Origin of the sequence: Leifsonia sp. NPDC058292, assembly GCF_042880955.1 — a bacterium.
GTDB lineage: Bacteria > Actinomycetota > Actinomycetes > Actinomycetales > Microbacteriaceae > Leifsonia.
Map to the genome: position 1 here is coordinate 102973 of NZ_JBHVYL010000006.1, position 25934 is coordinate 128906.

The following is a 25934-nucleotide window of genomic DNA, read 5'->3' on the forward strand; positions in this document are numbered from 1 at the left end:
ATGAACATCGAACCCACCCAGCCGACAGCGAAGAACCCGCCGGAGCAGTTCGCCGGCGATGTCTGGCTCGACGTGATCGCCGTTCCCCACGAGGGCGATCAGCGGATGACGGTCGCGACCGTGCGCTTCGCACCTGGCGCCCGCACGGCCTGGCACTCGCACGCGCGCGGACAGTATCTGCGCGTGACCCAGGGCGTCGCGCGGTTCGGCGACCGCGACGGCACCATCATCGAGGTTCACCCCGGCCAGACCCTCGACACGCCTCCCGGCCAGGACCACTGGCACGCGGCGGCGCCTGGCTGCTTCATGGAGCACATCGCGATGCTCGAGAGCGCCGACGACCCGGCCGCGACCACGGTGTGGAAGGAACACATCACCGACGACGAGTACAACGGCACGGCTTCGGCGACCTGAGGCCTCCCGCCGCCATCCGGTTCGCACGCCTCCCTGAGAGTGTCGACAGCTTCGTTCCCCGTCAATTGTTGACGGTTTCTGTCCACCAAATTGAGGACAGCAGCCCCCGCGCCGTAGTGTCGTTTCTGCCCGGGATGCCCGGCCGGCCATGGATACGTATCTCCTTGCGAAGACGTCTCAAACCCGACATGGATTCGGCCGGCATCCCTGGGGCAATTTCCAGTCTGCGGTGGTTACGCTCTCCGATGCCCGCACTCGCGGTCTCGGATCGGAGTCATCACGCCACCCGCCGCAACCTTCATCGCCACCTGGTCGTTCGACCCGGCGGCGGCCGGTCTTCTCATCGTGGCCGCCGCCCTCTACCTGATGGGGGTGGCCCGGCTGAGACGCCACGGGCACCGGTGGCCGGCACGGCTGACGGCGGCTTTTCTGCTGCTCGGTCTCGGCTCGTACGCGGTCGTCTCGTTCGGCTTTCTGGGGACGGAGAGCACGGACCTCCGATGGGCCTTCACCACGCGGATCGCGCTGCTGATCTTCGTTGTGCCTGCTCTCGTCAGCATCGGCCGTCCGATCGCGCTCGCGCGGGCGGCTCTCGAAACGCTGGGACGGCTCCGCGTCGAGCGCGTGCTGCGCTCCCGGCCGGTGCGTCTGTTCGGCAATGCGATCTTCGCGCCCGTCTTCGCCTGCGCCGTGTTCCTCGTCTTCCTCACCCCGGTCGCGGCGGTTCTGCGCGACTCCCCCTGGTCGGAGTGGACGATCTCGGTGATCACTCCGCTGGCGGGCCTGCTGCTCGTGCTGCCGATCGCGGCGCACTCGGTCATCCGCACCGGCTTCTTCGTCACGGTGGAGTTTCTGCTGGCCTTCGTCGAACTGCTCCTCGACGCCGTGCCCGGCCTGGTGCTGCGGCTGAACGACGGCATCCTCGATCACGCGCCGGCGATCGTCGGCCGGATGCCGTTCTGGTTTCCCACCGCTCTGCACGACCAGCATCTCTCGGGCGACCTGCTCTGGTTCATCGCTGAGATCGCCGACGTGCCCATCCTGATCATCCTGTTCGTGCGCTGGATGCGTCTCGACCGTCGCGAAGCCGACCGGATGGACGGGCTCACCGACGAAGAGCTGGACGCGCTCAACCGCGCCCACCTCGAGCGCCGCGGGTGAGGCGCGCCCGGCGACCGCACACCGTTCTGGCGTCGGCGCCGACGCGGGGCGTACGATGAGTTCTCATCACTCGGGGGTGCACGTGTCCAAGCGTTCGAACGGCGTATGGAAGTCGTTGGGCCGTGTTCTGAACCTTGCCGCAGCCCGCCTGGGCGCGATTCTCTTGATTCTCGGGAGCGGTTTCAAGGGTTCCCATTCGGCAGACGAATCGGCCCGGAGGCTCTACGAGAAGCCCGAGGACTACAGGCCCTGACCGGCGGCCTTTTGCGAGTGTGCCTGTTCCGGTCGAGTGCGGCAGGTGTGCCTGCCACACTCGACCGGAACGGCCACATCCGAGGGCAACGGCAAGGGCAACGGCAACGCTCGCCGCGACCGGGCGCGGGTCAGGCTTGCGCGGCCTTCGCGCCGTCGTGGGCGCGACGACTCGCCTCGATGCCCGGATTGTGCTCGATCGCCCAGCTCGCCAGCGCGAGCGCCGGGCTGATGAGGCTGGCGCCGCGGTCGGTGAGCTCGTATTCGACGCGCGGCGGCACCTCGGCGTAGGCCGTGCGGGTGATCAGCCCGTCGCGCTCGAGGTTGCGCAGGGTGAGTGAGAGCATCCGCTGCGAGACGCCGGGGATGTGTCGCTGCAGTTCCGTGAACCGCATCCGGCCGTTCTCGAGGGTCGTCACGATGAGCAGGGTCCACTTGTCGCAGATCCGGTCGAGGATGCCCCGGATGGCCGCGCCGCCGTCACCGCGGATCATGCAGCTGTGTTCGTAGCCGGACGCGTTCATTCGTTGTTCCTTCCTTACACCCGTGTGCCTTTTGTAAGCGTCCCGCCGATCACGCACGATGGGGTTGCTTACAAACCGTAACCGAAGGAATCGTCAATGTTCGTCGCCTACTGGATCGCCGCCGCACTGCTCGCCGTCTTCTACCTCTACTCGGGGGCGGTGAAGGTCGTCCGCAGCCGGGAGAGCCTCCGGCCGATGATGAAGTGGGTCGACAAGACGCCGATGCCGGCCGTGCGCGCGATCGGCGCGCTCGAAGTGCTCGCGGCGATCGGCCTCATCCTGCCGCCCCTGACTGGCATCGCGCCCTGGCTCGCGCTCCTCGCCGCCTCCGGCCTCGTGCTCGTGCAGATTGCGGCGACGGCACTTCACCTCGCACGCGGCGAATCCCGGCAGATCGGCCTGAACGTCGGACTGCTCGTGCTGGCCGCCGTCACGATCTGGCTCGCGACCGTCTGGCTCTAGCTGCCGGATGCACTGCATCCGCCGACCAGAGCGCCGGCGGCTCAGTCGCCGACCGAACGCACCGTGTCGTAGTCGAGCAGGAGCGCGCCGGTGTCGATGGTCCGCGCCGACACCAGGCGGTGGCGATCGAGATCCCGCCCACCGCGACGATCTCACCGTCATGGCTGTGCTTGATTCGCCCGACGGCCTCCGCGAGGGGGCCGCGCTCGACGGTGGCGTTCCAGCCGACCTCGCCGAGACCGTTGGAGAGAACGACCTTCGGCAGCGCGTTCATGGTGCGAGCGAATGCGCGATAGTCGTCGGGGTTGCTGTCGACGTCGGCGGTCGGCCAGTAGGCCGAGTTGAACTCGAACGCAGTGCGCCCGTACAGCAGCGGCTGGCCTTCGTGCGCGTTGGCGCCCGACCAATACTGTTGCATCTCGTCCGACCAGTCCGGCGAGATGAGGTCGCCTTGCGGCGTCTCGGTGAAGCCGTCCAGGGTCATGAACATCGCGACGGTGAGAGTTCCCATGATTGTTTCCTTCTCTTCGGTTGATGGTTGATGGTTCGTGGTCACGCAGCGGGGGCGCGGCGGACCAGGATGAGCACGAGCGGTAGCGCGAGAGCGAGGGCGAGGAAAGCCGGAGCGTCGCCGATGAGTGCCCCCAGCGTGCTGATGCCGAGGGCGCCGACGGCCATGCCGCCGTCGTAGCCGGCGTTCCAGAGAGCGCTGACGGTGCCGTACTGCGCGTCGTCGGCGCGCTCGTACATGGCTGAGATCGTGGCATTCTGCAGTGCGCCGAAGCCGACACCGAAGAGCGCTGCGCCGATCAGCACGAGCGTCGCGTCGGCCGTTGCCGCCATCGCGGCGGTGCCCGCGGCCGAGAGCAGGATGCCGGGCACGAACAGGCGCCGATGGCCGACTCGGTCCCCGTAACGGCCGGCGACCCAGCGGCCACCGGCGGCCGTCGCCGGTGGCAGCAGGAGAACCGCGGGGGCGAGGGAAACGGCGCCGCCGGCAAGCGCGCCGGGAAGGCAGGTGACGACCGCACCGGCCACGGCGGCGGAGGCGGCGAACACGATCGCCGGCCGGAGCAGTCCCGGCGACCGGAGACCGGCGACGATGCCGGAGGCGCGCGAGTCCGCAACGGGGCGACCCGCGCGCTGCACGCGGCCGGGCAGTCCGACGACGCTGGCCACGGCCAGCAGTGGTGCCGCTCCGGCGATGATGAAGACGGTGGCCGGGCCGGTGGCGGAGGTGATCGCCATGCCGAGTGGCAGGGCGGCGAGGGATGGGACGGCGCTCACCAGTCCGGCGATCGCGAGCCCTTCGCCGCGACGCTCGGCGGGCACCAGTGCGGCGGTGACCGCGCCTCCGGCGACGATCGCGAGGGCGAAACCGAGCCCGCGGAGCACTCCGATGCCCACGAAGGACTGAACGGAGGTCGAGGTCAACAGCAGAAACGTCGGGGCGCCGAGCAGAACCAAGCCGGCCGCCAGCACGGCACGCGCACCGAGTCGCCGCATCAGCCAGGGAGAAGCAAGCTCCCCAGCGACCGTCGCGCCCAGCAGCGCCCCGTTGGCCAAACCGCCCGCGACCGGGGAGGAGCCTTCGGCGAGCACCGGCACGACCGCCAGCGGGAGGAAGAAGCTCACCGAGCAGGCGACGATCGACACGAAGCGCAGCAGAAGTGCCCGGCTGATCAGCCGGGGCCGGTGGGCGGAAGGAGCGGTGGTTCCGAGAGTCATCGTGGTCATGAAGTCGACACTAGGAACGTGGTGGCCTGGCGGTAAGATCCAATGCCATGGCGGTGGAGTGGTCCAATTCCGGTCCCGAGCTCCTGATCCAGCTGAATCGCGGGTCGACGGAGCCGTTGCGCGCGCAGCTTCAGACCCAGCTCCGCAGCGCCATCCAGACCGGAAGGCTCGGCCCGGGCGAACGGCTGCCATCGTCGCGAGACTTCGCGAGCAGCCTCGGCGTCTCGCGGGGCACGGTTCAGGATTGCTACGAGCAGCTCCGCTCCGAGGGATACCTGGTGGCGCAGACCGGAGCTGCCACACGGGTGGCCGAGTTGCCCCGGGAATCGTTCACGGCGGCTCCGGCGGGCGAGGCTCCGGCAGGCGATGCCGACCCGTCTCCCGCAGCCGCCCGGCTCTGGGTCGCGGATTTCGCATCCGGTGTCCCCGATCTCGGCGCTGTCCCGCGCGACGACTGGATGTGGGCGCTCCGGGAGGCGACGCGATCGGCGCCGAACGCCGCGTTCGACTATGGAGACCCGCGTGGCGATCCGGCCCTCCGCACGGTGGTGTCAGCGTATCTTCGCCGGGTGCGGGGGATGAGCGCCGGCCCCGACCAGGTCGTCGTCTGCGCCGGATTCGCCCAAGGCCTCGTGCTGACCCTTCGGGCGCTGTCACGGCGCCGGATGTCGCTGGTCGCGGTCGAGGATCCGGGCTCGATCGGCACGGTGACCCGGGCGGCGGAGGCGGCGGACGGTTCGGCCGTCCCCGTACCCGTCGACGACGAGGGCATCGACGTGGCAGCCCTCGACGCGAGCGGCGCACGCGTCGTCGTGCTCACGCCCGCGCATCAGTGGCCGACGGGCGTCGTCCTCGCCGCCGACCGGCGGCTGCAGTTGCTCGACTGGGCGGAACGTCGCGACGCGATCATCGTCGAAGACGACTACGACGCCGAGTTCCGTTACGATCGTGAGCCGGTCGGCTCCCTGCAAGGCCTCGCACCCGATCGCGTGGTCACCCTCGGCACGGTGAGCAAGTCGATCGCTCCCGCGCTTCGCCTGGGCTGGGCGGTCGCGCCCCGCCACCTGGCCGGCGATCTGAAGGCGGCGAAGGAGACCGCCGACCGCGGTGCGCCCTCCCTCGACCAGATCGCGCTCGCCCGGCTGATGGAATCCGGGCGCTACGACCGTCACCTTCGACGGATGCGGGCGCTCTACGGCGCGCGCCGCGACGCGTTGGCGACGGCCCTGCGTGCGCGGGCACCCCACATCCGGCTCACCGGTCTCGCCGCCGGGTTCCACGCTGTCGCCCACTTGCCCGACGGAGCGGACGAACAGCGGATCGTCGGCGCGGCGCGCGAGCGGGGCGTCGGCCTCTACGGGATGAGCAGCTACCGCTCCACACGCAGCGATCAGCCTCCGCAGCTCGTCTTCGGCTTCGGCAACACCCCGGTGGAGGCGATTCACGCGGGGATCGACGCCGTCGCCGACCTGCTCCGCTGACGACACGGCGTTCCGCTCAGCTCGGCCGTGAACCGTCCCTGCCCGCGGTCGCGGTCGCGACCGCGTCGATGAAGTCGCGAGCGATCCCGGCGCCGGCCGATCGCCGGGTGACAGCCCACACTCTTCGGCGCGCGTTCGGCAGCGGGCTGGCGGAGAGTCTCCGCATGTCGAGGGAGCGGAGGGCGGTTCCCGGCATGGTGATGACGCCGAGCCCGGCGGCGACGAAGGAGGCTTGGATGTTGATGTCTTCGGTGCGCAGCGAGATCCTCGGCTGGAACCCTTCGGCCAGGCACACGGCTTCGATGCCTGCCTGGCAGCGGTCGCAGCCGGCGATCCAGCTCGAGTCGCGGTGGTTGGCCACCGAGTCGTTCGGCGTCGTGCTCAACAGGTAGACCGGGTCGTTGTAAAGCTTGACGGCCGCGAACTCGTCGCCGACGGGTGCGTCGTCCGGTCGGTGCATGAGGGCCACATCCACCTCATTGCGGCGCACCAGGTCGAGCGCGTCGATGGGGTGGCTCTCCCTCAGCTCCAGAGCGATGTCCTGGTAGGTGCCCTGCAACTGCTGGAGTGCCGGCGGAACGAGTTCGAGAAGCGCCGACTGGAAGGCGGCGATGCGGAGCCTGCTGCGCAGCTGTCGGCTGAGCGCCGTGACCTCGGACTCCGTCTCATCCAGGCGGCGGAGAATCTCGCGGGCGCGCACAGCCAGCAGTTCGCCTTCGGGGGTGAGCACGATGCCGCGCCCGCGGCGGGCGGTGAGGGCCGCACCGACGTGCTCCTGCAGCCGAGCCAGGTGGTGGCTGACCGAAGCTTGGGCGTAGTGGAGCTCTTCGGCGGCGGCGGTGATGGAGCCTGTTCGGGCGACGGCGTCCATGACGCGAAGCTGGTTCACTTCCATTCATCGACTATACCGATGGATGCGGTGGAATCCTTGCCTTGATCGATGCGAGCGCCGGCGGAAGCATCGAGGTATGGACGGATCGAGTACAACGAGCGCGAGCGGATACGGCGACCTCTTCCGTCGCCGCGAGTTCCGTGCGCTGTGGGCCGGAAGCGCACTGAGCACTGCGGCAACCTCGATGGCAGGCCTCGTTCTCGGACTCCTCGTGCACGCAGAGTCGGGCTCCGCCTTTCTGACGGCCCTGGTCGTCTTCGGGCCGTCGCTTGCGCAGCTGCTCGGGGCGAGCACCCTCATGTCGGCGGCCGACACCGTGTCGCCCCGGGTTCTGTTGACGGCGGCGGCAGCGGTGATGGCGGCGGCGTTCACGGCGCAGGCCGTGCTCGATGTCGCGCCGAGCGCACGGCTTCTCCTGGTCGTCGCGACCTCGGTCGTGCTGTCGATCGCGAGCGGCGCCCGCTGGGGACTGCTCTCTGAGGTCGTCCCGGCCGGGCAATACGCGCTGGCGCGGTCGGCCATGAACGTCTCGGTCGGCGCGATGCAGGTCGTCGGTTTCGCGATCGGCGGCGCGCTGTCGGGTCTGGTGCAGCCGTCGACCGGGTTCTGGGTCGCCGCTGCGACCTCCGTCTCGGCAGCGGCCGTCAGCTGGTTCGGGATCGGTGCGCACCCCGCTCGGCGCGCGGGTCGTCCCGGCTTCCGCGCCACCTGGGCCGGCAACGCCATCCTCTTGCGGCAGCCCTCGACACGTTGGTTGCTGATCGCCCTCTGCGTTCCCAATGGCCTGGTGGCCGGATGCGAGGCGTTGTTCGTCTCCTACTCCCCGGGCTCGGCCGCGGTGTTCTTCATGACGGGCGCGGCAGGGATGCTCGCCGGCGATGTGTTGATGGGCCGAGTCCTCACGGCCCCGGGACGACGGGTGGCCACCGTGTGGCTCCGTTTCCTGTTGCCGCTGCCGTTCCTCGTCTTCTTGTGGCATCCACCTCTCGCGGTCGCCGCGGCGATGGTGGGCCTCGCCTCCCTGGGGTACGCCGCGTCGCTCGGCCAACAGGAACTCCTGGTGACGCTCACCCCGCCGCGCCTGACAGGTCAGCTGCTCGGAGCCGAATCGTCCGCCCGCGTCGCCTTCCAGGGGCTGGCCGCCGCCCTCGCGGGTGCCCTGGCCGAGTTCATCCCGGCGGGCCAGGCCATCGCGGTGCTGAGCGTATGCTCGGTGGCCGTCTCCCTGCTTCTCACCCCGGGTCTCCGCCGAGCGGCGCAGACCGTCTCACCCCGACCGCCGATCGCAACCGCGACGCACTGAAAGGATCACAACCATGCGAAAACTGATCGCCCAGCAGTGGGTGACACTCGACAACATCGTGGCCGAGGAGGATGGCGGCCTCAGCTTCGTCTCGGGGGAACCTTTCGACGACAGCAGAAGCACGCCGTTCCGTGACAGCTCCATGGAGCTCATCAACTCGGTCGACACGATGATCCTCGGTGCCACCACCTACAAGCAGTCGACCGGATGGGCCACCGCCACCGACCAGGGGGAGTACGGCCGCAAGCTCAACGAGCTCACCAAGGTCGTCGCATCCACCACCCTCGACGAAGCACCGTGGGGTGATTTCTCCGCCGGCACCGTGACGCCCGATCCGGCCTCGACCATCCGCGAGCTGAAACAGCAGGACGGCAAGCACCTGTGGCTGTGGGGCAGCCTCACCCTGATGCAGTCGCTTTTCGACGAGGGCCTCATCGACGAAGTGCGGATGCTGGTGTGCCCGTCGACGCGCGGCGCCGGCCGCCGCTTCTTCCAAGACCGGCGCGACCTCGCCCTCATCGAAGCCTCCGGGTTCGACAACGGCGTGGTGCTGCTCCGCTACGAGGTGAAGAACTGATGGCCATCAGACTCGACAACGTCGGCATCGCCGTGCGCGACATCGAAGAGGCGATCACATTCTTCACCGACCTCGGCCTGACCATCCTCGGCCGCGACACCGTCAGCGGTGAGTGGGCCGACACCGCTGTTGGTCTGGACGGCAACCACGCCAAGATCGCGGTACTGCAGACGCCCGACGGTCACGGCCGTCTCGAGTTCTTCGAGTACATCCACCCGGATGCGATCGGTACCGAGCCGACGCTCCCCAACGAGATCGGGATGCACCGGGTCGCCTTCACCGTCGACGACATCGACGAGGCTCTCGCCATCGCCGCCAGGCACGGCTGCCATCCGCTTCGGGGTGTCGCAACCTACGAGGACTTCTACAAGCTCACCTACCTGCGTGGGCCGAGCGGAATCCTCGTCATGTTCGCTCAGGAGCTCAAGCGGAGCTGAGGCCGGCTGGGCGGCGTTCTTGTTCAGTCCAGATCGACGTTGCGCACGAGAGCGTTCTCTCCGCGAAGGTCACTGTGTCGAGCCCACGACAGCCGTACCCGAACGATCGTCACTCCGGATGCCAGAGACGCTGCGAACTGCGGAAAAGCCGACAAGTACGCAGCAGCGCACCGCTCGAGTTCTTCGCCTCCGGGCTCATCGGCGACGCCCTCGCATTGCAGAGTCGTGCCGTCGGCTCCGCCGATCACCACGGCAACGCGCGGGTCGCGCCGTATATTCGCCACCTTCCGCGAAGACGGACGGGCATCGAAGACCAGGTCGCCGCCATCCGTCGCCGCAACAGACAAGTACGCCGCTTGCGGAGCACCGTCGGCGTCGACCGTCGACACGACACCATCGCCGTGCTCCCGCACGTACCCAATCAGTTCGGATCGATCCATGGATGCAGTGTAACCAGTCGCTGATCCGTGCCTTTCTCGTCTCAGTCCGCTGGCGGCGAGGGAGATGAGCATGTCCACGAGTGTTCCTTCTCAGCGCGAAGCAGCGAGGGCGGTCACGGCGTCGGGTTACGGATAGCCGAACTGTTTGCGGGTGAGCGCGTCGAAGGTGCGGTCGGGAAGAATCGTCGCGAGGGCGACGGCGATGTTCGAGCCGGGGCCGATCCGGTAGCGCGTGCGCGGCTTCTTGGCCAGCGCGGCCTTGGCGATCAGCGCGGCGACCGCGTCCGGGCTGGTGAACGGTTTGGCGAGCGCCGGGTTGGCGAAATACCGGCGCATCGCGGCGGCCATGGATGCGTACGGTCCGTGTGCGGATGCCCGCTCGAGGTGCTCCATCGCGTCGTCGTGCCAGCCCGTCGCCACGTAGCTCGGCTGAACCACCGCCACGTCGATGCCGAACCGGGCGACCTCGCCGCGCAGCGAGTCGGAGAGTGCCTCGATGGCGAACTTCGACGCGTGGTACCAGCCGCCCAGAGGTGCGGCGAACTCTCCGGCGAGCGAGGAGACGTTGACGATCCGGCCGCGACGCTTCGCGCGCATCCCCGGCAGCACGGCCTGGATGAGCCCGACGGCGCCGACGACGTTCACCTCGAGCTGTCGTCGTGCGTCGGCGAGCGAGGTCTCCTCGACGCTTCCGAATTCGCCGTAGCCGGCGCAGTTGACGAGCACGTCCACCCCGCCTGCGAGCCGGGTCGCCGTGTCGACCGCAGCCCGGATCGAAACCTCATCGGTGAGATCGACGGCGAGCGGGGTGACGCCCGGGATGCTCGCGATCGCGCTCGTGGTGCGGGCGGCGCCGTACACGGTGGCGCCGCCTGCGGCGAGCAGTGCCGCGGTGCGTGCGCCGATGCCGGAGGAGGCTCCGGTGATCAGAATCCTGGTCATGAGAAAGTCCTTATCTGTGAATGTCGTTCACAGATAAGGACGTTACAGTGAATGGTATGCACAGTCAAGAGGATCGCGCGCTCCGGCAGCTCTGGGGTCTGGATGCTCCCGCCGTCCGCGGCCCGAAGGCGCGCTGGAGCCCCGCCCAGCTCGCCGCGGCAGCAGTCGAGCTCGCCGACGAGGCCGGACTCGACAGCATCTCGCTCGGCAGGGTGGCCGACCGCCTCGGCATGACCACGACGGCGGTGTATCGCTACGTCGACTCCAAGGCGGAGCTGGTCGAGTTGATGGTGGATGCAGCGGTCGGCGATCCTCCGCCCATCCCTGGCGACGACTGGCGACAGCGCTGCCGTGCGTGGGCGTCTCTGCTCGCCGACCGCTACGCGGAGCACGCCTGGTTGTGCGAGGTCACGCCGAAGCGGATGCCCACCCAGCCCCGCGCGTACGCCTGGATCGACGCGCTGGTGGGTGCGATTGCGGATCAGAGCGATATCGACGCGCTCCGCCTCGCGTTACTGCTGGACAGCCTCGTGCGCACGTATGCGTCGCTCGAAATGAGCCTGCGCGGCGCCGCCCCGACGCCCTGGCTGGCTGAGGCGGTGGCGGCCCGCTTCCCACGACTGGCCGCGGCGGGCACGCAGGACGTCTCGGATGCTCGGCTCGAACTCGACTTCGCCGTCGACACCGTGCTCCGCGGCATCCGGGCGTAACCACTCGGCTAGCTCACTTCATCGCCGACCGCGGACGGCGAGGGTCCTCTTTATTGCTCGACGAGGTGGGCCAGGTTGTCGAGCTCGTTCGTCCGGCCGGCGATGAGCCGCTCGGTCCAGACATCGTCGTGCAGCGGCTCCATGTGCATCACGATGCGTGTGCCGCCCTCGGCCTCGACAAGATCGATTTCGGTGAGTTGTTCGTAGGGTTCGTGATCGGGCACGAAGTCGATCAGGGAACGGTAGGCAAGACGGTCGGGGCCGGCCACCTCGGTGAAAACCTTCCGCGACTGCGTGGCTAGGGGCATCCCGTACTGCTCCATGAAGGCGATCTGCTCGGGCGCCACGGCTGTCATCGTGTAAACCAACTCGCCACCTGCGTGCAGCTCGAGTTGTTCGACGTCTGTGCGGAAGCCCTCGGGTGCCCACCAGCTGCTGATGCCCTCGGGCGTGGTCCACAGCTGCCACACACGGTCGCGGGTGGTGGGGATGAGGCGTTCGATGGTGTGCATAGCGTGTCGTCCATTCATCTCGATTGGCATCACGATATATTCGTCACAACGAATATGTCAAGGAGTGGTCTCATGGATTTTCAGCAGGTGCTCGTGGCCATCGCCGAACCGCAGCGCTACCGAATCGTGAGTCTGCTGGCTGAAGGTCCACGCACCGTCGGCGAGATCGCATCCGCGCTCTCGGCGTTGCAGCCGCAGACCACCAAGCACCTGCAGACGCTGGAGTCTGCCGGTGTCATCGCTCTGCACCGGCTGGGGCGACGGCGGCTCGCCTCGCTTGAACGCGAGGCGCTTCGATCGCTCGCCGAGCACCTCGGTGAGCTTGCCGAGCCGGGAGCCGACGACGATCTGCTGCGCGATTACGCCGCTTCTGTGCACCGGGAGACTCACCGAGCCGGGAGCGGAGTGGGCGGTGCCCGAACACTGCAGCTGCGTCGCCACCTCAACGCTGGACAGGCGGAGGCGTGGACGGCCTGGATCGATCCTGGCGTTGCGTCACGCTGGTGGGCGCCCGATCACTTCGTCGTCTCGGAGTTCGCGATGCCGCTTGAGCCAGGCGCGGAGGTGCGAATGTCCCTCCGCGAGGGTGACGGCGCAGAATACGACTCCGCCGGCCGGATGCTCGCCGCCGAGCCGGGGACGCTGCTGGAGTTCGAACTCGCCCCCCTCGGGCCAGACGGGTCCCCCCTCTTCTCGGCGGTCTACCGTGCCGAGTTCACGAGCGCCACAGACAACACGACCGACCTGCTACTCACCATCCGCGTCGACGACACCAGCCCGGATGCGGCATCGGCGCTGGGCGGACTCGAGATCGGCTGGGGACAGCTGCTCCAAAACCTGGCCGCGCTGCTACAAGATCGGCGGCTGCCTTAACGAGGACCGAACAGACGATGTGGCCGCAACCTGCCGGCCGATCCTTGGCCCGCCTATCCGGCGGGTTGCCCGACCCGGTCTCGCTCCAGCGCCGCGCGCAACGCGGCAAGTGCCTCACCGATGGTCGAGACCTGGTCAGGAGTGAGCGTAGATATGAGCTCGGACAATCGCTCGTGGAACGTGTGCTCTGCCGCGGCGACCAGATCGGCGCCTGCGTCGGTGAGGCTGACCAGGGATGATCGTCCGTCCGCGGGATTCGGGTGCCGAACGACCAGGCCTCGTGCCTCGAGGCGATCGACGCCTTTGCTGATAGCGCCCATCCCGGCCGCGAAGTTCGCTGCGACGTCCACCACGCGCGATCCGGGATGATCGCGGAAGTAGCGCAAGAACTCCAACTGGGAGGTGGCGATACCGTGCTCACGAGCCAAGCTGTCGCCCAAACCGTTGTACAGGCGCGTTTCACAACGCACCAGATCGTCAAAGAAGCGGTCCGCCGCCTCGCGTGCCGATTTAGTTGCCATGGCATGTAGTTTATAGGTACATGCCTCGGCATGCAGTTGCACGCGGCGATCAGGGAGAGACGATGAACAGAGAACAACGGCGGGCACTCGACGCAGACCTCCGGGCCATACCAGCGGCGAGCGGTCCCACTTCAGTGGAACAAATGCGCGTGGGATTCGAGCGCTTCATGAGCACTTTTCCGGTCCCGGCCGGCGTCGTCCGCACCCCGGTGAGGCTCGGAGGTCGTCCAGCGGTCCAGGTGGATCCCGCAGAGAGGGCACGCCCCGGCACTCTGCTCTACTTCCACGGCGGTTCCTTCTCGCTCGGGTCGCCGGAGACCGCTATGGCGTTGACCGCCCACCTGGTCCTGCGGACGGGCGTACGAGCCGTCTCGCTCGACTACCGACTCGCCCCGGAGCATCCGTTCCCCGCCGGCATCGAGGACTGTCTCGCTGCCTATCGAGGTCTCCTCGACAGTGGCCTCGCTCCCGAGTCGATCATTCTGGCCGGTGACTCCGCGGGCGGTGGACTCGCGATCACTTCGCTCCTCGCTGCACGGAACGCGGGACTGCCGATGCCGGCCGGAATCGTCGCCTTCTCGCCCGGCTTGGACCACACACGCTCCGGCGCATCGGTGACCACGAAGAACGGCGTCGACCCACTCTTCACCGGGGAGGGTCTGAAGCGCACCGGAGATCTCTACCTGAATGGGCGCGACCCGGCACGCGATCCGCTTCTCGCACCAGCAGTCCTCGCCGACCTATCCGGTTTCCCGCCGATCCTTCTGCAAGTGGGCACCAACGAGTTGTTGCTCGACGACTCCGTGCGCCTGGCAGCGCGAGCCCGAGAAGCCGGCGTCGACGTGATACTCGACGTCGTAGCCGACGTGCCCCATGTCTTCCCCGCATTCGTCGGCACGATCGACGAAGCCGACCAAGCCCTGGACCGGGCCGCCCTCTTCATCACCCAACGCATCGGCGCAGCGGTGTAGATCAGCCCGTCGATGAGCTCCGGATGCCGATGAGCGGCCACGGTTATGGTGAGTCCACCGAGGCTGGTCCCGACGAGTCGGTGCCATAGTGGAAGCCGACCAGCAGACAGGGGATGTACTAGGTGCGCGCGATCGTTGTTGAGCAGTACGGCGGACCGGACGTTTTACGCCTTGCAGAAGTCCCGGTGCCTGCGCCGGGCCGGGGCCACGTGAGTATCGCGGTGCAGGCGGCGGCAGTGGGTCTCATCGATGTGTTGTTCCGCCGCGACGGCCTGGGCGGCCTTGTCCCTGTTCCGTTCATCCCCGGCATCGAGGTGGCCGGCCGGATCGTCGGGGTCGGAGAAGACGTGGAGGGACTGGTCCCGGGCCAGCCGGTCGTCACACTGAGTCGCCCCGGCACGTCGGGCTACGCGGAGATCGCCGTAGTCCCAGCAAGCATCGTTCTTCCACTCGACGGCGAGGGCGTGGAACCGATCGCGCCGGCCATCGCTGTCGCCACCCTCCCGAACGTCATCACAGCACTGGCGGCGTTGGACAGCGCGGCACGTCTGCGTGCGGAGGACGAAGTGTTGGTCCTCGGCGCCACCGGCGGTCTTGCGAGCGTGTTCCCTTCGGTTGCGAAAGCGCTCGGCGCAGGCAAAGTGACCGGCGTCGTCACCCGGCCGGGTAGCGTCGAGCAGGCCGTCTCTCTGGGATATGACGAGGTTCTGCTCACCGACCAGTTGTCCAGCGAAACTGCACGGTTCGACGTCGTCGTGGATCCCGTCGGCGGTGCCACGAGGGTCGTCGCTCTCGGGATGCTGCGGCCCCTGGGGCGTTTGGTCGCGGTCGGTAACGCGTCAGACTCGGAGCAGGTGCTCGTCGGAACCAACGACCTGTGGCTGAGTAGCACCGGGGTCGTCGGGTTGAACATCGCGGCGCTTCTCGAGGCCACGCCTGAACGTATGCGCCCTCTGGCGGCCCGAGCTGTCGAACTCGTGCGCTCAGGATCGGTGAGCGTGCCGGTCGAGAGTCTTCCCTTGGAGGCAGCTGGCGAGGCCCACCGCCGCCTGGAAAGCCGAGAGGCCTCGGGGAAGATCGTGCTGACGCCCTCGGCCCAGCGACCGGACTGATGCGAGCCGAGCTGAGAGCGATGCTGGTGTCAGCGCCCACAGGTGGAAGCATCGTGAACGTCAGCAGCATCGGAAGCACATTCGGAGCCCCGGGTCAAAGCATTTACGGCACCGCCAAAGCCGCTGTCGTCGCGATGACCTGCGCAGCGTCAGCGAGTACGGACACGGCGGGATCCGGATCAACGCGATCGCTCCCGGAGCGACGATGTCCGACATGATGGTCGGTTGGCAGCAACTCCGAGCATCATCGACCACCTCAGCTCGCTCGCGGCGCTGGGCCGAGTCGGGCAGCCCGACGAGGTTGCCGAAGCGGCCGCCTGGTTGCTCAGCGATCGTGCGAGCTATGTCGCGGGGCAGTTTGCTCACTGAGGCTGTTGTGCACTCACTGACCCTGTGCGAGCGACCAGTTCGTTCTCGAGCCGGGCGACGTCTCAGGAGCATCGCGGCTCCCGCATCAGTCACCACTTCGTGCGAGGTATCGGCCGCGTGTTCAGGGAAGACATTCTCGCCCTCACACCGGCCCGGATGACGACGGGCGAATCCGACGAGCTCGTCGAGGACATCGTCAAGTTCGAGGGCCTGCTCCCGCTCGGCAGGCGGTAGCGGCTCGCCACTGCGACCGACAGCCGAGGGGTCCTTCCGCTCGTCAGAGGTTCGGCCAGTCGCTGGTGAGCAGCGCCTCGACTGCGCGGTGACGGAACGTGTAGGGGCGGCCGCGCTCGATGATTCCGCGGACGGTGTCGAGTCGCTGCGAGGTGGGACCGGCGTCGGTGGCCTTCGCGAGACCCATCAGCTGTGCGATATGGGTAAGGGTGCGGTCGGCGGCTGGCAGCCCGGCCATCGTCTGCAAGAACTGTCGTTCCTTGCCTGGCAGGCGCTCGAGGATGCGCTCGACGTGGGCGGTTGCCTCGCGCTGCGCGCCACGCCATCCGGCGCGAACCTCGTCGGCGGTGATGGTGTCACCGCGACCGGCGTACCAAGCCTGCTCGCCTGCGAGCTGGAACAGGAACGGCTCGCCGCGGCAGATCTCGGTGATGAGGGAGGCTGCCTCTGGCTCCATGCGGATCCTGGCGGTGCCGCCGGCGCCGTCTGCGACCTCCCAACCATCGAGCACGAACTCCTGCAGGGCCTCAGCCAGGTCCAGCTCGTCGATCGCGCTTAGTGTGGCGGTCTTGAACCGGCGAGCGAAGGTCGCCCCCTTGCGGGCGCCGGCCATGTCCTCGAAGTCGGGCAACCCAGTGAGGTAGACCGCGATAGGGAGTGAGCGGCTGACGAGTGCGCCGCCAGGCACGGTGACTTCGACTTCGTGGGTGAGCGCGTCGCCGAGCGCGATGAGCAGCTGAGAGAGGGCCTTGTCATCGGTGATGTTCTGGATCTCGTCGATGTGGATCAGCACCATGACGTGCCCGCTCGCGATTGCCGCGATACCCACCTCTACGAGCAGCTCAGTGAGCGATGTGTATGGTTCGGGCCCGTCCGTACCGCGGAGGGTGAGCGAGACACCGGCGGCGGCCACAGCCTGCACCCGGGAGATGGCCTCGCCGATGCGCTTCTCACGCGAGGAGGCGAGGCCAGCCTGCTCTGCGAGCTTCAGCACGGCGGTAGCGACAAGCTTCAACGGGTCTGTGCCGGAGGGGATGCGCAGCTGGGGCGTGACCCAGTCTCCCGCGGCACTCGCTTCCTCGGCTATGCGGCGTATGAGGGTGGACTTGCCGAGCCCCGGTTCGCCGAGGATGGTGCGTCCCCGTTCGGGGAGCCCGGAGAGCCTGCGGGGGCGGACGATGTCCCGCCAGTCGCTGAGCTGTTCGGTGCGGCCGGCCCAGACGGCTGGAACGGTGTCGGAGCCGGGGCTGAACGGGTTGTCGAGTGAATCGCGCACGTTGATAAGTTTATCAGGAGAGGGGCTGTTTGATAAAGTTATCAGCCCGTTGACTCCGGCGTCTTCGGTTCGGAGCGCGATCAGGACTCGGATAGCTGCCGCTCGATGTCATCGAGACGCCGCCTCGCTACCGCGGCCTTCTGGCGGAATCTGTCGGCCAGGGGATCCACAGGGCGGTTGTAGAGGCGCGCGTGGTCATCGGCGGCCTCTACGTCGTCGTCGCATCGACTCGCGTATTCGGCTAATGCCGCCGTGATGACGTTGTAGGCATCATCACTCGTCAGGTCGAGGACGGCCGGAAACGGCGGATTCTGGTTGCTCATCGCACCCAGGACAACTATCTGACCCAGTGCTGCGGCTTGGTGCGCAGGGCGTTGTAGTTCACCGTGGAGAGCGTCGTGCGCGAAGAGGACGTCGATCTGGTTGATCGGGGCGATGAGGGCGAGTGCTTCATCGTCCGTGGGGACCTCCTCGGGCCACCAGGTGCGCCAGGAGATCCGGTACGGACGATCGACCGACCCGGCGCCCGGCCAGAAACCCGTCCCCTCGGAGATGAAGAGCGCATCCGGTATGTGAATGGCTTCTTGAAGTGGATCGATCGCGCGGTCGGGGAGGGATTGGACGTGCGTCGGCTACTACCTGTTGAGCCTGATGGACAACGTCGAGTGGGAGCTGGCTTCAGCAAGAAGTATGGAATCGTCAAGCTCGATTTCTCCACCCTTGAGCGCATCCCGAAGCGCTGCGCCCATTGGTACCGCGATCTCATCGATGAGCATCGCATCCTGAGCCTGCAGGAGACTGTGACGGTTCCCGCCGGCGGCTAGAACTGCTAGACCCGCTTCGAGCTTTGCCGGACGATGAGATCGGGCTGAATGACGATCTTGCGCACAGGAAGCCGCTCCGACGACTCCGCCTGGTCGTTCACCAGGTCAACCGCGCTCCTTCCGAACACCTCGCGGGGCCGGCGGACCGTAGAGAGCGGGACAGCCGCCGACGCGGCGAAGTCGATATCGTCGTAGCCGACGATGGCGATATCCTGCGGGATTCGCAGGTCGGAGTCGCGTGTGATCGCCTGCATGATCCCCATAGCGAGTGAGTCGTTCGCGGCGAAGATCCCGTCCGGCCACTGCCGTCGAGGTCTGCTGAGGATCTGGTCGCCTGCGGCGAGCCCCGCGGGCACTGATCGCTCGACGGTCGGGATCACGTCGAGATGAACACCGGGGTGCGCTTCGGCGGCGGCGCGCGCGCCACGGAGGCGCTCTGAGATCTGATGGATCTGCACTTCGCCTCCGACGAAGGCGATCGAACGGCAGCCCTGCTCGATCAGATGCGTTACGGCCCGCTCCGCGCCGAGGAAGTCGTCTACCGACGTTGACGAGAACCGATCAGTCTCCCGGTACGCATCGACCAGGACGGTGGGTATTCGGCGGTCGAACAGCAGATCGAGCTCCCGCTTGCGGGTGATCCCCGAGGCGAGGATGATCCCGTACGCGCGCTGCTGCACCAGCATCTCGATGTACTGGCCCTCCCGTTCCGGATCGCCGTTGCTGCTCGCGATGAAGAGGAAGAGACCGCTCTTGGCCGCGCGCCTCTCGATGGCGTCCGCAACGTCTCCGAAGAACGGGTTGTTGAGTTCGAGGGCGACGAACCCGAGCGTTCTGCTCTCGCCGGCGCGGAGTTGCCTGGCTGCCTCGTTGCGGATGTAGCCGAGATCCTTGATCGCTTTACTGATCCGAGCCTTCGTCTGCGGCGCGACGCGATGGGGAGTGTTCAGGTACTTGGAGACCGTGCCGACGGACACGCTCGCCCTCGACGCGACATCTCGAATGCTCACCACTGTTTTCGCTCCCGTTTTTCTTGCGGCGCGCGCCGAGGACTGACTGGCGCGGTCGAATGATCATATCGATTACGGAGGCCTACTGCGCGGTTTTACGTACCTTCTCGTCCATAGCTGGGACGATTTCTATGATACGTTTCACCGCACGTTCACCGCGCTGACGACGGCGCCGATCGGCAGGGGAAACACCGAAGATGAGTCTCGCTAGCGCGCCTGCCGCACCAGACGCCGGCCCCCCGGACGCCATGGGCCGACGTCCGCTCGCTGCTCCTCACGGCCTGACGGCCGACGGTCAGACCCCGGAGCGGCCGGCAGGCGAACGGGTCGTCGCCACGGTGGCGACGCGGACCCCCGTCCTCACCTGGAAGACGGCGCCGGAGCCCGGTTCCCGCGGCGCCTGCCGCTATGAGGTGGAGGTGCTGAACTCCGACGGTCGACGACTGTGGGGCTCAGGAGAGGTCGACTCGACGGCCACCGAGGCGGTCATCGGCAGCGAACTGTCTCCGCATTCCGCACACGAGTGGCGGGTGCGCGTTGCCGACGATGACGGGCGGTGGTCGCCCTGGGCGACATCGAGCCTGGAGACCGGCCCGTTCGAGTACGCGCACTGGCACGCGCGCTGGCTCGCTGTGCCGCACCTCGCCTGGGTCGTCACGCCGGTTCGCCTTGAGCGTCCCATCGAGCGAGCGCGACTCTACCTGACGGGACAGGGTGTGGTCCGTGCCCGCATCAACGGGATCACGGTCAATCCCGACAGGATGGACCCCTCGCGCACGGACTTCACGCGAGCACTCTTCCGGAGCTACGACGTGACCGACCTGCTCGCCGTGGGGGACAACACCCTCGACGTCGTCGCGGGGCTCGGTGAGTGGGCGCGAACGGAGCACTCGCCGCGGCTGCTTGCCGAAGTGATGGTCTGGCACGACGACGGTTCGGTGCTCAGGGCAGCCCCAGGTCCGGATTCGCTTATCCGCCCGTCGGAGGTCGAAGTCGACGCCCCGTTCTATCTCGAGCGCCATGACGCGATTGCGTCCGTAGTCGGAGCCGACCGTCCGTCGCCTCCCATCGTGCTGGAGGCGGCGGAGGCGCCGGCGTCGGCCGCGACTCCGCCCATGAATGTCTCGGCGGACCCGACTCCGCCGCTGCGCACCGTGCAGACGTTCATCCCGACGGAGATCGGGCGTCCCCCAGGAGCGCGGATCTTCGATGTAGGGGTGAACATTGCAGGGAGGGCGTCGATCACCCTTCTCGACAGGGTGCCCAGAGGCACGGCCATCCGGGTGCAGCACGGCGAGTACGTTGGTGCAGACGATCACATCGATACGACGAACCTCACCATGCCGTACGACCACGGACGCGAGCGGCAGGTGGTTGAATTCGTGGCGACAGGCGAGCAGGGCGAGGTGCACGATGCCTGGTTCGCATATTTCGGATTCCGCTACCTGGAGGTCAGGGGTCTCCCCGACGACGCGGCCATCGCCGTCACTGCCTTCTCGATGCACACGGACCTTGCAGCATCCGGCACGATCGCCACGGACAGCAGTGTGATCGACAAGCTGCTGGCCACGGCCAGGAGGACGCTCTTGAACAACGTCCACGGAGTGCCGGAGGACTGCCCCACCCGCGAACAGGCGGCGTGGACAGGGGACACCGCCTCTGTGGCGGAATTCGAACTCGCAGCCCTCGAGAGCGCGACGTTCTTCGACAAGTGGATCGCCGATCTCGAAACCAGCCAGCACGCGGACGGGCGTCTGCCGGCGGTCGCCCCCGACCTGCACGCCACCAGGATGCCGTCCGATCCGGTGTGGGGTTCAGCTCTGCATCGCATCCTGCTCGGGCACCTGCTCCACTACGGAGACATCAGGCTCACTAGGCGAGCGCTTCCGGCACTGCGCCGATGGGCGGACTTTCAACTCAGCTGCGCGGACGAAGACGGCATCATCTCCCGCGCTCCGATCAGCTACGGTCACGACTGGCTGGCGCTGGAACAGACTCCGCCCGCCATCCATCACACGGCAGCGGTGATCGACTGCCTGTCGGCGCTCGCGGCGCTCGAAGAGGTCCTCGGCGATCATCGCGAAGCCGAGCGTCGCCGGGCGACCGCCGATGAGCTCCGGGCGGCTGCACGTCGCGCCTTCTACGACCCGGCGAACGGAACGTTCGGGAACGGCTCGCAGGGCTCGTATGGCGTCGCCATCGAAGCGGGGGTCTTGACCGGCCGGGATGCGCGTGAGGCGGGCGACCGGCTCGTCGAGCTCATCCGAGGGCGGGGTGACAGGGTGTCGAGCGGGTTCGCGACAACCAGGAGTGTCGTCAGAGCGCTCACGATGCTCGGCGAGGCGCAAGTGGTCTACGACGTCCTCTCCCAGCCGGAGGCACCCGGAGTCGGTGCCATGCTGGCCTCGGGCCCAGGAACATTCTGGGAGTGCTGGTGGATCGACCCGGCCAACACAGGCACCGGATCGCTCGACCACGTCGGGCTCGGCGGTCCGTTCGCCGCGTGGGCCTGGGAGGGCCTCGCCGGAGTCCGGCCGACCGCGCCGGGGTACACGGCGTTCAGGGTCGCACCGCAGTTCATCGATGGCGTGACGCGGCTGGAACTCCGCACAGAGACGGTCCGCGGGGAGGTGGTCGTTGCATATTCCAGGGAGGCGTCGACGGCGCGTCTTGAGATCACCGTTCCCCCCGGCAGCGAAGCAACGCTTGCGCTGCGAGGCCGCACGGACACGACCCTGACAGCGGGCAGTCACGTGATCGAGGTCGAGACGCCGGTCTCCGCAGCACCGACCTCGGCGATGGATGCGGTGCATCGGTCCTCAGTGTCGGTGGCACCCGTCGCCGCGGATGTCGTCGGCTCACGAACCCTCCTGGACGCGTCGGAGGTCCAACCCGGGCCTGCGGCTCCTACCCTCGAACCACTGCAGACGTTGACGTGCATGCCCGTTCCTCACGAGCAGCCGACGCACCCCGTTCTCCGGGTCGTCGGCTCCGTCTCCGGACCGGCCGACTTGGCACCGACGGTACTGCTCACGTTGCGCGACCCGCTGCCGCTCGACGGGGTCGAGTTCGTCTACGCGCTCATCGATCAGTGCATCGAGGCACCGGAGCGCGCCGTGACCCCGATCCTGGTGCTTCGGCTCAGAGACGGACGGACGATGGAAGGTTCGTCGGATGGCTGGCCCGCCGGCTGGAACCGGGTCGCGGTCGACACGAGGGGCCTCGGGGACGGAATCGCCGTGGTTGCGGTCGAAGTCGGCCTGGCGTGGGGCGATGCGCCGAACGATAACGCGCTCGCGGTGTATGCCAGCGGCGACGGCATCCAGCCGGGATTCCACCTCGGAGAGGTCGGGTACAGCATCCGTCCACGCACTTGGTGACATGGTCCGAATGAATCGATTTATTTAGACGAATAGGCTTGACCCGACAGCAAAGAGAAGGCAAAGTAATGAAACGTTCTATTCGTGTTCAGAACTCGATGGTGAGGTACTGGTTTTGGCAGTAACGCTCGACGCCGCACACCGCGACATCTCAACGGCTGCGGAGCCGACGAAAAACGTGCGATCCCCGCGCAAGCGGGTGTTTCGATGGCAGCTCTACCTCGCGCTTCTTCCCCTCGCGCTCATCATCGGGTACTTCGCGTACTACCCCGCGCTGTCCGGCATCTTTTGGTCGTTCTTCCACTGGCAGCCGGCCGGGGTCTCGACGCCGATCGGATTCGACAACTACGTCACGATGTTCAATGACCCGATCTGGTGGTCGTCGTTCAGAAATCTCGGCTTCATCTTCTTGTTCGCGGTGGTCTCCTGGGTGCTGCCCCTGTTCGCGGCGGAGCTCCTCGTTTCGCTCAAGAGCATCCGCTGGCAGTTCGTGATGCGCACCCTGCTCATCCTTCCGATGGCGTTTCCCGGCGTCGTCACAGCCCTGGTCTGGGGCTTCTTCTACAGCCCCAACGACGGAGTGATCAACCAGACGCTCAAAGCGCTCGGCCTCGGCGCACTCGCGCAGAATTGGACCGGTCAGAACAGCACGGCGCTGCTCTCGCTCCTGTTCGTCGGTTTTCCCTTCATCGCAGGCCTGCCGTTCCTGATCTTCTACTCCAGCCTGCAGAACATCCCGACTGAGGTGCTCGAGGCTGCACAACTCGACGGCGTCGGTCGTGTTGCACGGTTCTGGCGCATCGACCTTCCGCTGATGGCGGGCCAGGTGCGGATCCTCGTGTTCCTCGCGATCGTCGGAACGCTCCAATACGGCTTCGTCGCATACGTATTGACGGCAGGCGGTCCTGACAACGCGACGATGGTCCCAATCCTGAGAATGATCAACGTGGCGTTCCAAGGCGGCGACTGGGGCTACTCCGCGGCTCTGTCCACGACACTGTTCGTTATCACCATCGCGATCAGCGCCGTCGTCGTCTCAGCGCGAAAACGCGGCACGGCGACCACAGATGGAGGTGCGATGTGAGTATCACGCGCCCTCGGACATCCCGGCAGTTCGGCTTGAAGACCACCCTGATCGTCTTCGCCATCGTCTCGCTCGCGCCGTACCTCTTTATGGTCGTCACCTCCACGAAGACGAACCAGCAGTTCGCGAACAGCTTCTGGCAGATCTCGTTCCCGCTGCATCTCGAGAACTACGCGACGGCCTGGAACCAGGTCGCGCCATACCTGGCCACCACCGTCGTGGTCGCGGTGATCTCCATCGTGCTGATCCTCGTGGTCTCGTCGATCTCCGGATTCGTGCTCGCCCGATACCGCTTCGCGGGCAGGTCGTTCGTCTACGGCGCAGTCCTGGTGCTCATGATGGTGCCGGGTCTAGCCAATCTCATCCCGCTCTTCATCATCATGAAAGACTTGAACCTGCTCAACACCTACGTCGTCCTGGTGGTGCCGTACACTGCTGGCGGCGTTGTGCTCGGCACGATCCTGATGCGCAATTTCGTGGAAGGAATCCCTCAGACGATCTTCGACGCGGCGCGCATCGACGGTGCGGGTGGACCGCGCATGTATCGGTCGATCATGCTTCCGCTGTCGTTGCCGGTGCTCGGCACGATCGCCCTCATCACCGTGAGCAGCGTGTGGAACGACTTCTTCTGGCCGTTGCTGGTGATCTCCGACAACAGTCTCCGCACCGTCTCGGTCGGGCTGCAGTTCTTCCAGGGTCAGAACGTGACCGATTACGGTCCGCTGATGGCGGGTTACCTCATCGCGAGTCTGCCGCTGATCCTGTTGTTCACCTTCCTGTCCAAGTACTTCCTCGCCGGCGTCCAGGGAGGCGTTCCCGGCGCCCATTGATCCGCGCTCAAGGCTGCACAGTATGCGGTCTTCTGCGGGCTGTGAATGAAACGATATACCGACAATCCCGAACCACCCCAAGAGAACGAGGAACGATGAACGTAACGACGATGTTGCGAACGAAGCGGTTGAGGCGAGTAGCGGTCACGACCGTTACGGCGCTGGCAGCCGGCGCTGTGCTTGCCGGGTGCTCATCGGCAGCCGACTCAGACAAAGTGACCATCACTCTGTCCGGGCCCAACCAGTTCACAAGCGATACGCAGACTTTCGGCCCGGCCTGGGACGAGCTGGTCGCCAGCTTCGAGAAGGACAATCCCGACATCACTCTGAAGACCAACGTGCTTCCGCTCAGTTCGTGGGCGCAATCCTCTGCGGCACAACTGACGGCAGGCACCGCCCCGGAGCTGATCTTCAACCAAACGACGCACACGCCGGAACAGGTCGTCTCGCTCGACAGTGCACTGAAAGAGAAGAACGCGTTCTCTTCGTCGGGAAAAGCCTGGATAGACGACTTCAACGCGAAGTACTTCGGCGGTGCTGACCGCCTCGGCGCGAACGCGGCGGGGAACTACGAGTCGATCCCGTTCAACCTGGTATCCGTCGGCATCTACTACAACAAGAGCGTGCTCGCCAAGGCGCACGTCGACGTCGCGAGCCTGTCGACCTTCGACGGGTTCACCAAGGCGTGCGCCAAGATCAAGGACGCTGGATACGCGCCGCTCGCCACGGACAGCGGCAACCTGCCCGCGGGCTGGGCGGTCACCGCGCTGTCGTCGATGCTCCTCTCCGCCGAAACCGAGAAGGCCAACCAGTTCAGCGCGGACGGCAATCCCGGCACCAGCACGCCCGTCACCGTGAAGAGCGTGGCCCACGCGTACCTGACCGGCGAGGTCAACCCGACGACGGACCCTGGGTTCGCCGCGACGTTGACCACGCTCAAGAAGTTCTACGACAACTGCGCGACGCCGAACTGGTCCGGCATCCAGTCGCAGGGCGCCTTCACCGGTGGCACGGACTTCACCGGCGGCAAAGCCGGGATGGCCTGGGGCACGAACTTCGCCTCGTCAGGACTCGCGACGGCGGGCTTCAAGTACGGCACGGTGCCGTTCCCGAAGGTCTCCACGAGCGACTCCAGTGTCGCTACGGGAAAGTCGGCCCAGTTCGGGGTCAACAACGGCGGAACCGCGTACATGATCCCGTCATACATCAAGGGAAAGCAGCGCGATGCCGCGATCACTTTCCTGCAGTATGTCTCGAGCCCGAAGGTGCAGACGTGGCTCGACAAGACCGGCGGCATTCCCGCGATCACCGGAGTGACGGCGCCCAAGGGGCTCGAAGCGATGAACAGCGGAACCTGGGCGGATGTCTCGCTCGGCGGGCAGAACGGCGGACTGTTCCGTGCGCCGGCGGCGCTCGCCGCTCAGAACAAGTACGAAGGCTACCTACTCGGCACCACCTCCCTCAAAGACGAGCTCACCAAGCTCAACGACTACGGGATCGCCTGGGCGAAGGAGCAGGCCACGCAGGCCAAGTGGACGGAGCCCTGGGCGAAGTAGCAGGAGCGCACGGCTAGCGCCCGCTCAACGCCGGCGGGCCACGTCTATCG

30 protein-coding genes are annotated in these 25934 nt (G+C 66.9%); 19 read left to right on the forward strand and 11 right to left on the reverse strand.

Going from position 1 to position 25934, the window contains the following annotated elements:
- Both ACFVWR_RS06050 and ACFVWR_RS06055 read left to right on the forward strand, forming a co-directional pair.
- Positions 1-414 (forward strand): cupin domain-containing protein, encoded by a 414-nt coding sequence (locus tag ACFVWR_RS06050; protein WP_387209054.1) that lies wholly within the window; start codon positions 1-3, stop codon positions 412-414.
- 345 nt (positions 415-759) lie between these two features.
- Complete coding sequence (locus ACFVWR_RS06055; RefSeq protein WP_387209056.1) at positions 760-1575, forward strand: cytochrome c oxidase assembly protein; 816 nt, start codon at positions 760-762, stop codon at positions 1573-1575.
- Between the two features lie 383 nt (positions 1576-1958).
- On the opposite strand, the gene ACFVWR_RS06060 is transcribed toward ACFVWR_RS06055, so the two are convergent.
- On the reverse strand, positions 1959-2351 hold the full coding sequence (locus ACFVWR_RS06060) for a winged helix-turn-helix transcriptional regulator (RefSeq protein ID WP_387209058.1): 393 nt from the start codon (positions 2349-2351) through the stop codon (positions 1959-1961).
- 96 nt (positions 2352-2447) lie between these two features.
- On the opposite strand from ACFVWR_RS06060, the gene ACFVWR_RS06065 reads away from it, so the two are divergent.
- Positions 2448-2813, forward strand: a complete 366-nt coding sequence (locus ACFVWR_RS06065; RefSeq protein WP_387209060.1) for a DoxX family protein — start codon at positions 2448-2450, stop codon at positions 2811-2813.
- Here the strand turns inward: ACFVWR_RS06065 and ACFVWR_RS06070 are convergent.
- The gene (locus tag ACFVWR_RS06070) at positions 2782-3324 is read right to left on the reverse strand and encodes a dihydrofolate reductase family protein (protein ID WP_387209062.1); all 543 of its coding nucleotides are present in this window, start codon (positions 3322-3324) and stop codon (positions 2782-2784) included. The genes ACFVWR_RS06065 and ACFVWR_RS06070 overlap by 32 nt on opposite strands.
- A 41-nt stretch (positions 3325-3365) precedes the next feature.
- The gene (locus tag ACFVWR_RS06075) at positions 3366-4550 is read right to left on the reverse strand and encodes an MFS transporter (protein WP_387209064.1); all 1185 of its coding nucleotides are present in this window, start codon (positions 4548-4550) and stop codon (positions 3366-3368) included.
- Positions 4551-4597: 47 nt separating this feature from the next.
- Here ACFVWR_RS06075 and ACFVWR_RS06080 point away from each other — a divergent pair, with 47 nt between their 5' ends.
- A complete protein-coding gene (locus tag ACFVWR_RS06080) occupies positions 4598-6031 on the forward strand; it encodes a PLP-dependent aminotransferase family protein (protein ID WP_387209066.1) in 1434 nt (477 codons plus the stop codon).
- Positions 6032-6047: 16 nt separating this feature from the next.
- Here ACFVWR_RS06080 and ACFVWR_RS06085 read toward each other — a convergent pair whose 3' ends face one another.
- Positions 6048-6926: a LysR family transcriptional regulator gene (locus ACFVWR_RS06085; RefSeq protein ID WP_387209068.1), complete on the reverse strand. Its 879-nt coding sequence runs from the start codon at positions 6924-6926 to the stop codon at positions 6048-6050.
- Between the two features lie 73 nt (positions 6927-6999).
- On the opposite strand from ACFVWR_RS06085, the gene ACFVWR_RS06090 reads away from it, so the two are divergent.
- The 3 genes from ACFVWR_RS06090 to ACFVWR_RS06100 are packed head-to-tail and all read left to right on the forward strand — an operon-like array spanning position 7000 to position 9240.
- Positions 7000-8226, forward strand: a complete 1227-nt coding sequence (locus tag ACFVWR_RS06090) for a hypothetical protein (protein WP_387209070.1) — start codon at positions 7000-7002, stop codon at positions 8224-8226.
- A gap of 13 nt (positions 8227-8239) precedes the next feature.
- Entirely contained in the window at positions 8240-8803 is a 564-nt protein-coding gene (locus tag ACFVWR_RS06095; protein ID WP_387209072.1) for a dihydrofolate reductase family protein, read from the forward strand.
- The gene (locus ACFVWR_RS06100) at positions 8803-9240 is read left to right on the forward strand and encodes a VOC family protein (protein WP_387209074.1); all 438 of its coding nucleotides are present in this window, start codon (positions 8803-8805) and stop codon (positions 9238-9240) included. The genes ACFVWR_RS06095 and ACFVWR_RS06100 overlap by 1 nt, the downstream gene beginning before the upstream one ends.
- Positions 9241-9263: 23 nt before the next feature.
- Here ACFVWR_RS06100 and ACFVWR_RS06105 read toward each other — a convergent pair whose 3' ends face one another.
- Together ACFVWR_RS06105 and ACFVWR_RS06110 are read right to left on the reverse strand one after the other, a co-directional pair.
- The gene (locus ACFVWR_RS06105) at positions 9264-9680 is read right to left on the reverse strand and encodes a pyridoxamine 5'-phosphate oxidase family protein (protein ID WP_387209076.1); all 417 of its coding nucleotides are present in this window, start codon (positions 9678-9680) and stop codon (positions 9264-9266) included.
- Between the two features lie 126 nt (positions 9681-9806).
- Entirely contained in the window at positions 9807-10622 is an 816-nt protein-coding gene (locus ACFVWR_RS06110) for an oxidoreductase (protein WP_387209078.1), read from the reverse strand.
- A gap of 56 nt (positions 10623-10678) precedes the next feature.
- Between ACFVWR_RS06110 and ACFVWR_RS06115 the strand changes: the two genes are divergently transcribed.
- Entirely contained in the window at positions 10679-11332 is a 654-nt protein-coding gene (locus tag ACFVWR_RS06115; protein ID WP_387209080.1) for a TetR/AcrR family transcriptional regulator, read from the forward strand.
- A gap of 50 nt (positions 11333-11382) precedes the next feature.
- On the opposite strand, the gene ACFVWR_RS06120 is transcribed toward ACFVWR_RS06115, so the two are convergent.
- Entirely contained in the window at positions 11383-11874 is a 492-nt protein-coding gene (locus ACFVWR_RS06120; RefSeq protein ID WP_387209114.1) for an SRPBCC domain-containing protein, read from the reverse strand.
- Positions 11875-11916: 42 nt separating this feature from the next.
- Here ACFVWR_RS06120 and ACFVWR_RS06125 point away from each other — a divergent pair, with 42 nt between their 5' ends.
- On the forward strand, positions 11917-12717 hold the full coding sequence (locus ACFVWR_RS06125) for a metalloregulator ArsR/SmtB family transcription factor (protein ID WP_387209082.1): 801 nt from the start codon (positions 11917-11919) through the stop codon (positions 12715-12717).
- A 53-nt stretch (positions 12718-12770) separates the two neighbouring features.
- Here the strand turns inward: ACFVWR_RS06125 and ACFVWR_RS06130 are convergent, their stop codons facing one another.
- The gene (locus ACFVWR_RS06130; RefSeq protein WP_387209084.1) at positions 12771-13238 is read right to left on the reverse strand and encodes a MarR family winged helix-turn-helix transcriptional regulator; all 468 of its coding nucleotides are present in this window, start codon (positions 13236-13238) and stop codon (positions 12771-12773) included.
- A gap of 167 nt (positions 13239-13405) precedes the next feature.
- Here ACFVWR_RS06130 and ACFVWR_RS06135 point away from each other — a divergent pair, with 167 nt between their 5' ends.
- The 5 genes from ACFVWR_RS06135 (at position 13406) to ACFVWR_RS06155 (ending at position 15924) form a co-directional block, all read left to right on the forward strand.
- Positions 13406-14209 carry an alpha/beta hydrolase gene (locus ACFVWR_RS06135; protein WP_387209086.1) on the forward strand — a complete coding sequence of 268 codons (804 nt, stop codon included), beginning with the start codon at positions 13406-13408 and terminating at the stop codon, positions 14207-14209.
- 209 nt (positions 14210-14418) lie between these two features.
- Positions 14419-15321, forward strand: a complete 903-nt coding sequence (locus ACFVWR_RS06140; protein ID WP_387209116.1) for a zinc-binding alcohol dehydrogenase family protein — start codon at positions 14419-14421, stop codon at positions 15319-15321.
- Positions 15322-15341: 20 nt separating this feature from the next.
- Positions 15342-15539 carry an SDR family NAD(P)-dependent oxidoreductase gene (locus tag ACFVWR_RS06145; RefSeq protein ID WP_387209088.1) on the forward strand — a complete coding sequence of 66 codons (198 nt, stop codon included), beginning with the start codon at positions 15342-15344 and terminating at the stop codon, positions 15537-15539.
- 7 nt (positions 15540-15546) lie between these two features.
- Entirely contained in the window at positions 15547-15690 is a 144-nt protein-coding gene (locus tag ACFVWR_RS06150) for an SDR family oxidoreductase (protein WP_387209090.1), read from the forward strand.
- A gap of 24 nt (positions 15691-15714) precedes the next feature.
- Positions 15715-15924 carry a hypothetical protein gene (locus ACFVWR_RS06155; protein ID WP_387209092.1) on the forward strand — a complete coding sequence of 70 codons (210 nt, stop codon included), beginning with the start codon at positions 15715-15717 and terminating at the stop codon, positions 15922-15924.
- 43 nt (positions 15925-15967) lie between these two features.
- On the opposite strand, the gene ACFVWR_RS06160 is transcribed toward ACFVWR_RS06155, so the two are convergent.
- Both ACFVWR_RS06160 and ACFVWR_RS06165 read right to left on the reverse strand, forming a co-directional pair.
- Positions 15968-17200, reverse strand: coding sequence for an ATP-binding protein (locus ACFVWR_RS06160; protein ID WP_387209096.1), 1233 nt, complete (start codon positions 17198-17200; stop codon positions 15968-15970).
- A gap of 80 nt (positions 17201-17280) precedes the next feature.
- Positions 17281-17523, reverse strand: a complete 243-nt coding sequence (locus ACFVWR_RS06165) for a hypothetical protein (protein WP_387209098.1) — start codon at positions 17521-17523, stop codon at positions 17281-17283.
- 63 nt (positions 17524-17586) lie between these two features.
- Between ACFVWR_RS06165 and ACFVWR_RS06170 the strand changes: the two genes are divergently transcribed.
- A complete protein-coding gene (locus tag ACFVWR_RS06170) occupies positions 17587-18024 on the forward strand; it encodes a family 1 glycosylhydrolase (RefSeq protein ID WP_387209100.1) in 438 nt (145 codons plus the stop codon).
- Positions 18025-18029: 5 nt separating this feature from the next.
- On the opposite strand, the gene ACFVWR_RS06175 is transcribed toward ACFVWR_RS06170, so the two are convergent.
- The gene (locus ACFVWR_RS06175; protein WP_387209102.1) at positions 18030-19034 is read right to left on the reverse strand and encodes a LacI family DNA-binding transcriptional regulator; all 1005 of its coding nucleotides are present in this window, start codon (positions 19032-19034) and stop codon (positions 18030-18032) included.
- Positions 19035-19231: 197 nt separating this feature from the next.
- Here ACFVWR_RS06175 and ACFVWR_RS06180 point away from each other — a divergent pair, with 197 nt between their 5' ends.
- The 4 genes from ACFVWR_RS06180 to ACFVWR_RS06195 all read left to right on the forward strand — a co-directional run bounded on the left by ACFVWR_RS06180 (position 19232) and on the right by ACFVWR_RS06195 (position 25884).
- On the forward strand, positions 19232-22414 hold the full coding sequence (locus tag ACFVWR_RS06180; RefSeq protein ID WP_387209104.1) for a family 78 glycoside hydrolase catalytic domain: 3183 nt from the start codon (positions 19232-19234) through the stop codon (positions 22412-22414).
- Positions 22415-22592: 178 nt separating this feature from the next.
- Entirely contained in the window at positions 22593-23498 is a 906-nt protein-coding gene (locus ACFVWR_RS06185; RefSeq protein WP_387209106.1) for a carbohydrate ABC transporter permease, read from the forward strand.
- Positions 23495-24328, forward strand: coding sequence for a carbohydrate ABC transporter permease (locus tag ACFVWR_RS06190; RefSeq protein WP_387209108.1), 834 nt, complete (start codon positions 23495-23497; stop codon positions 24326-24328). Before ACFVWR_RS06185 ends, ACFVWR_RS06190 begins: the two co-directional genes overlap by 4 nt.
- Positions 24329-24543: 215 nt before the next feature.
- Entirely contained in the window at positions 24544-25884 is a 1341-nt protein-coding gene (locus ACFVWR_RS06195) for an ABC transporter substrate-binding protein (RefSeq protein ID WP_387209110.1), read from the forward strand.
- Positions 25885-25934: the final 50 nt, after the last annotated feature.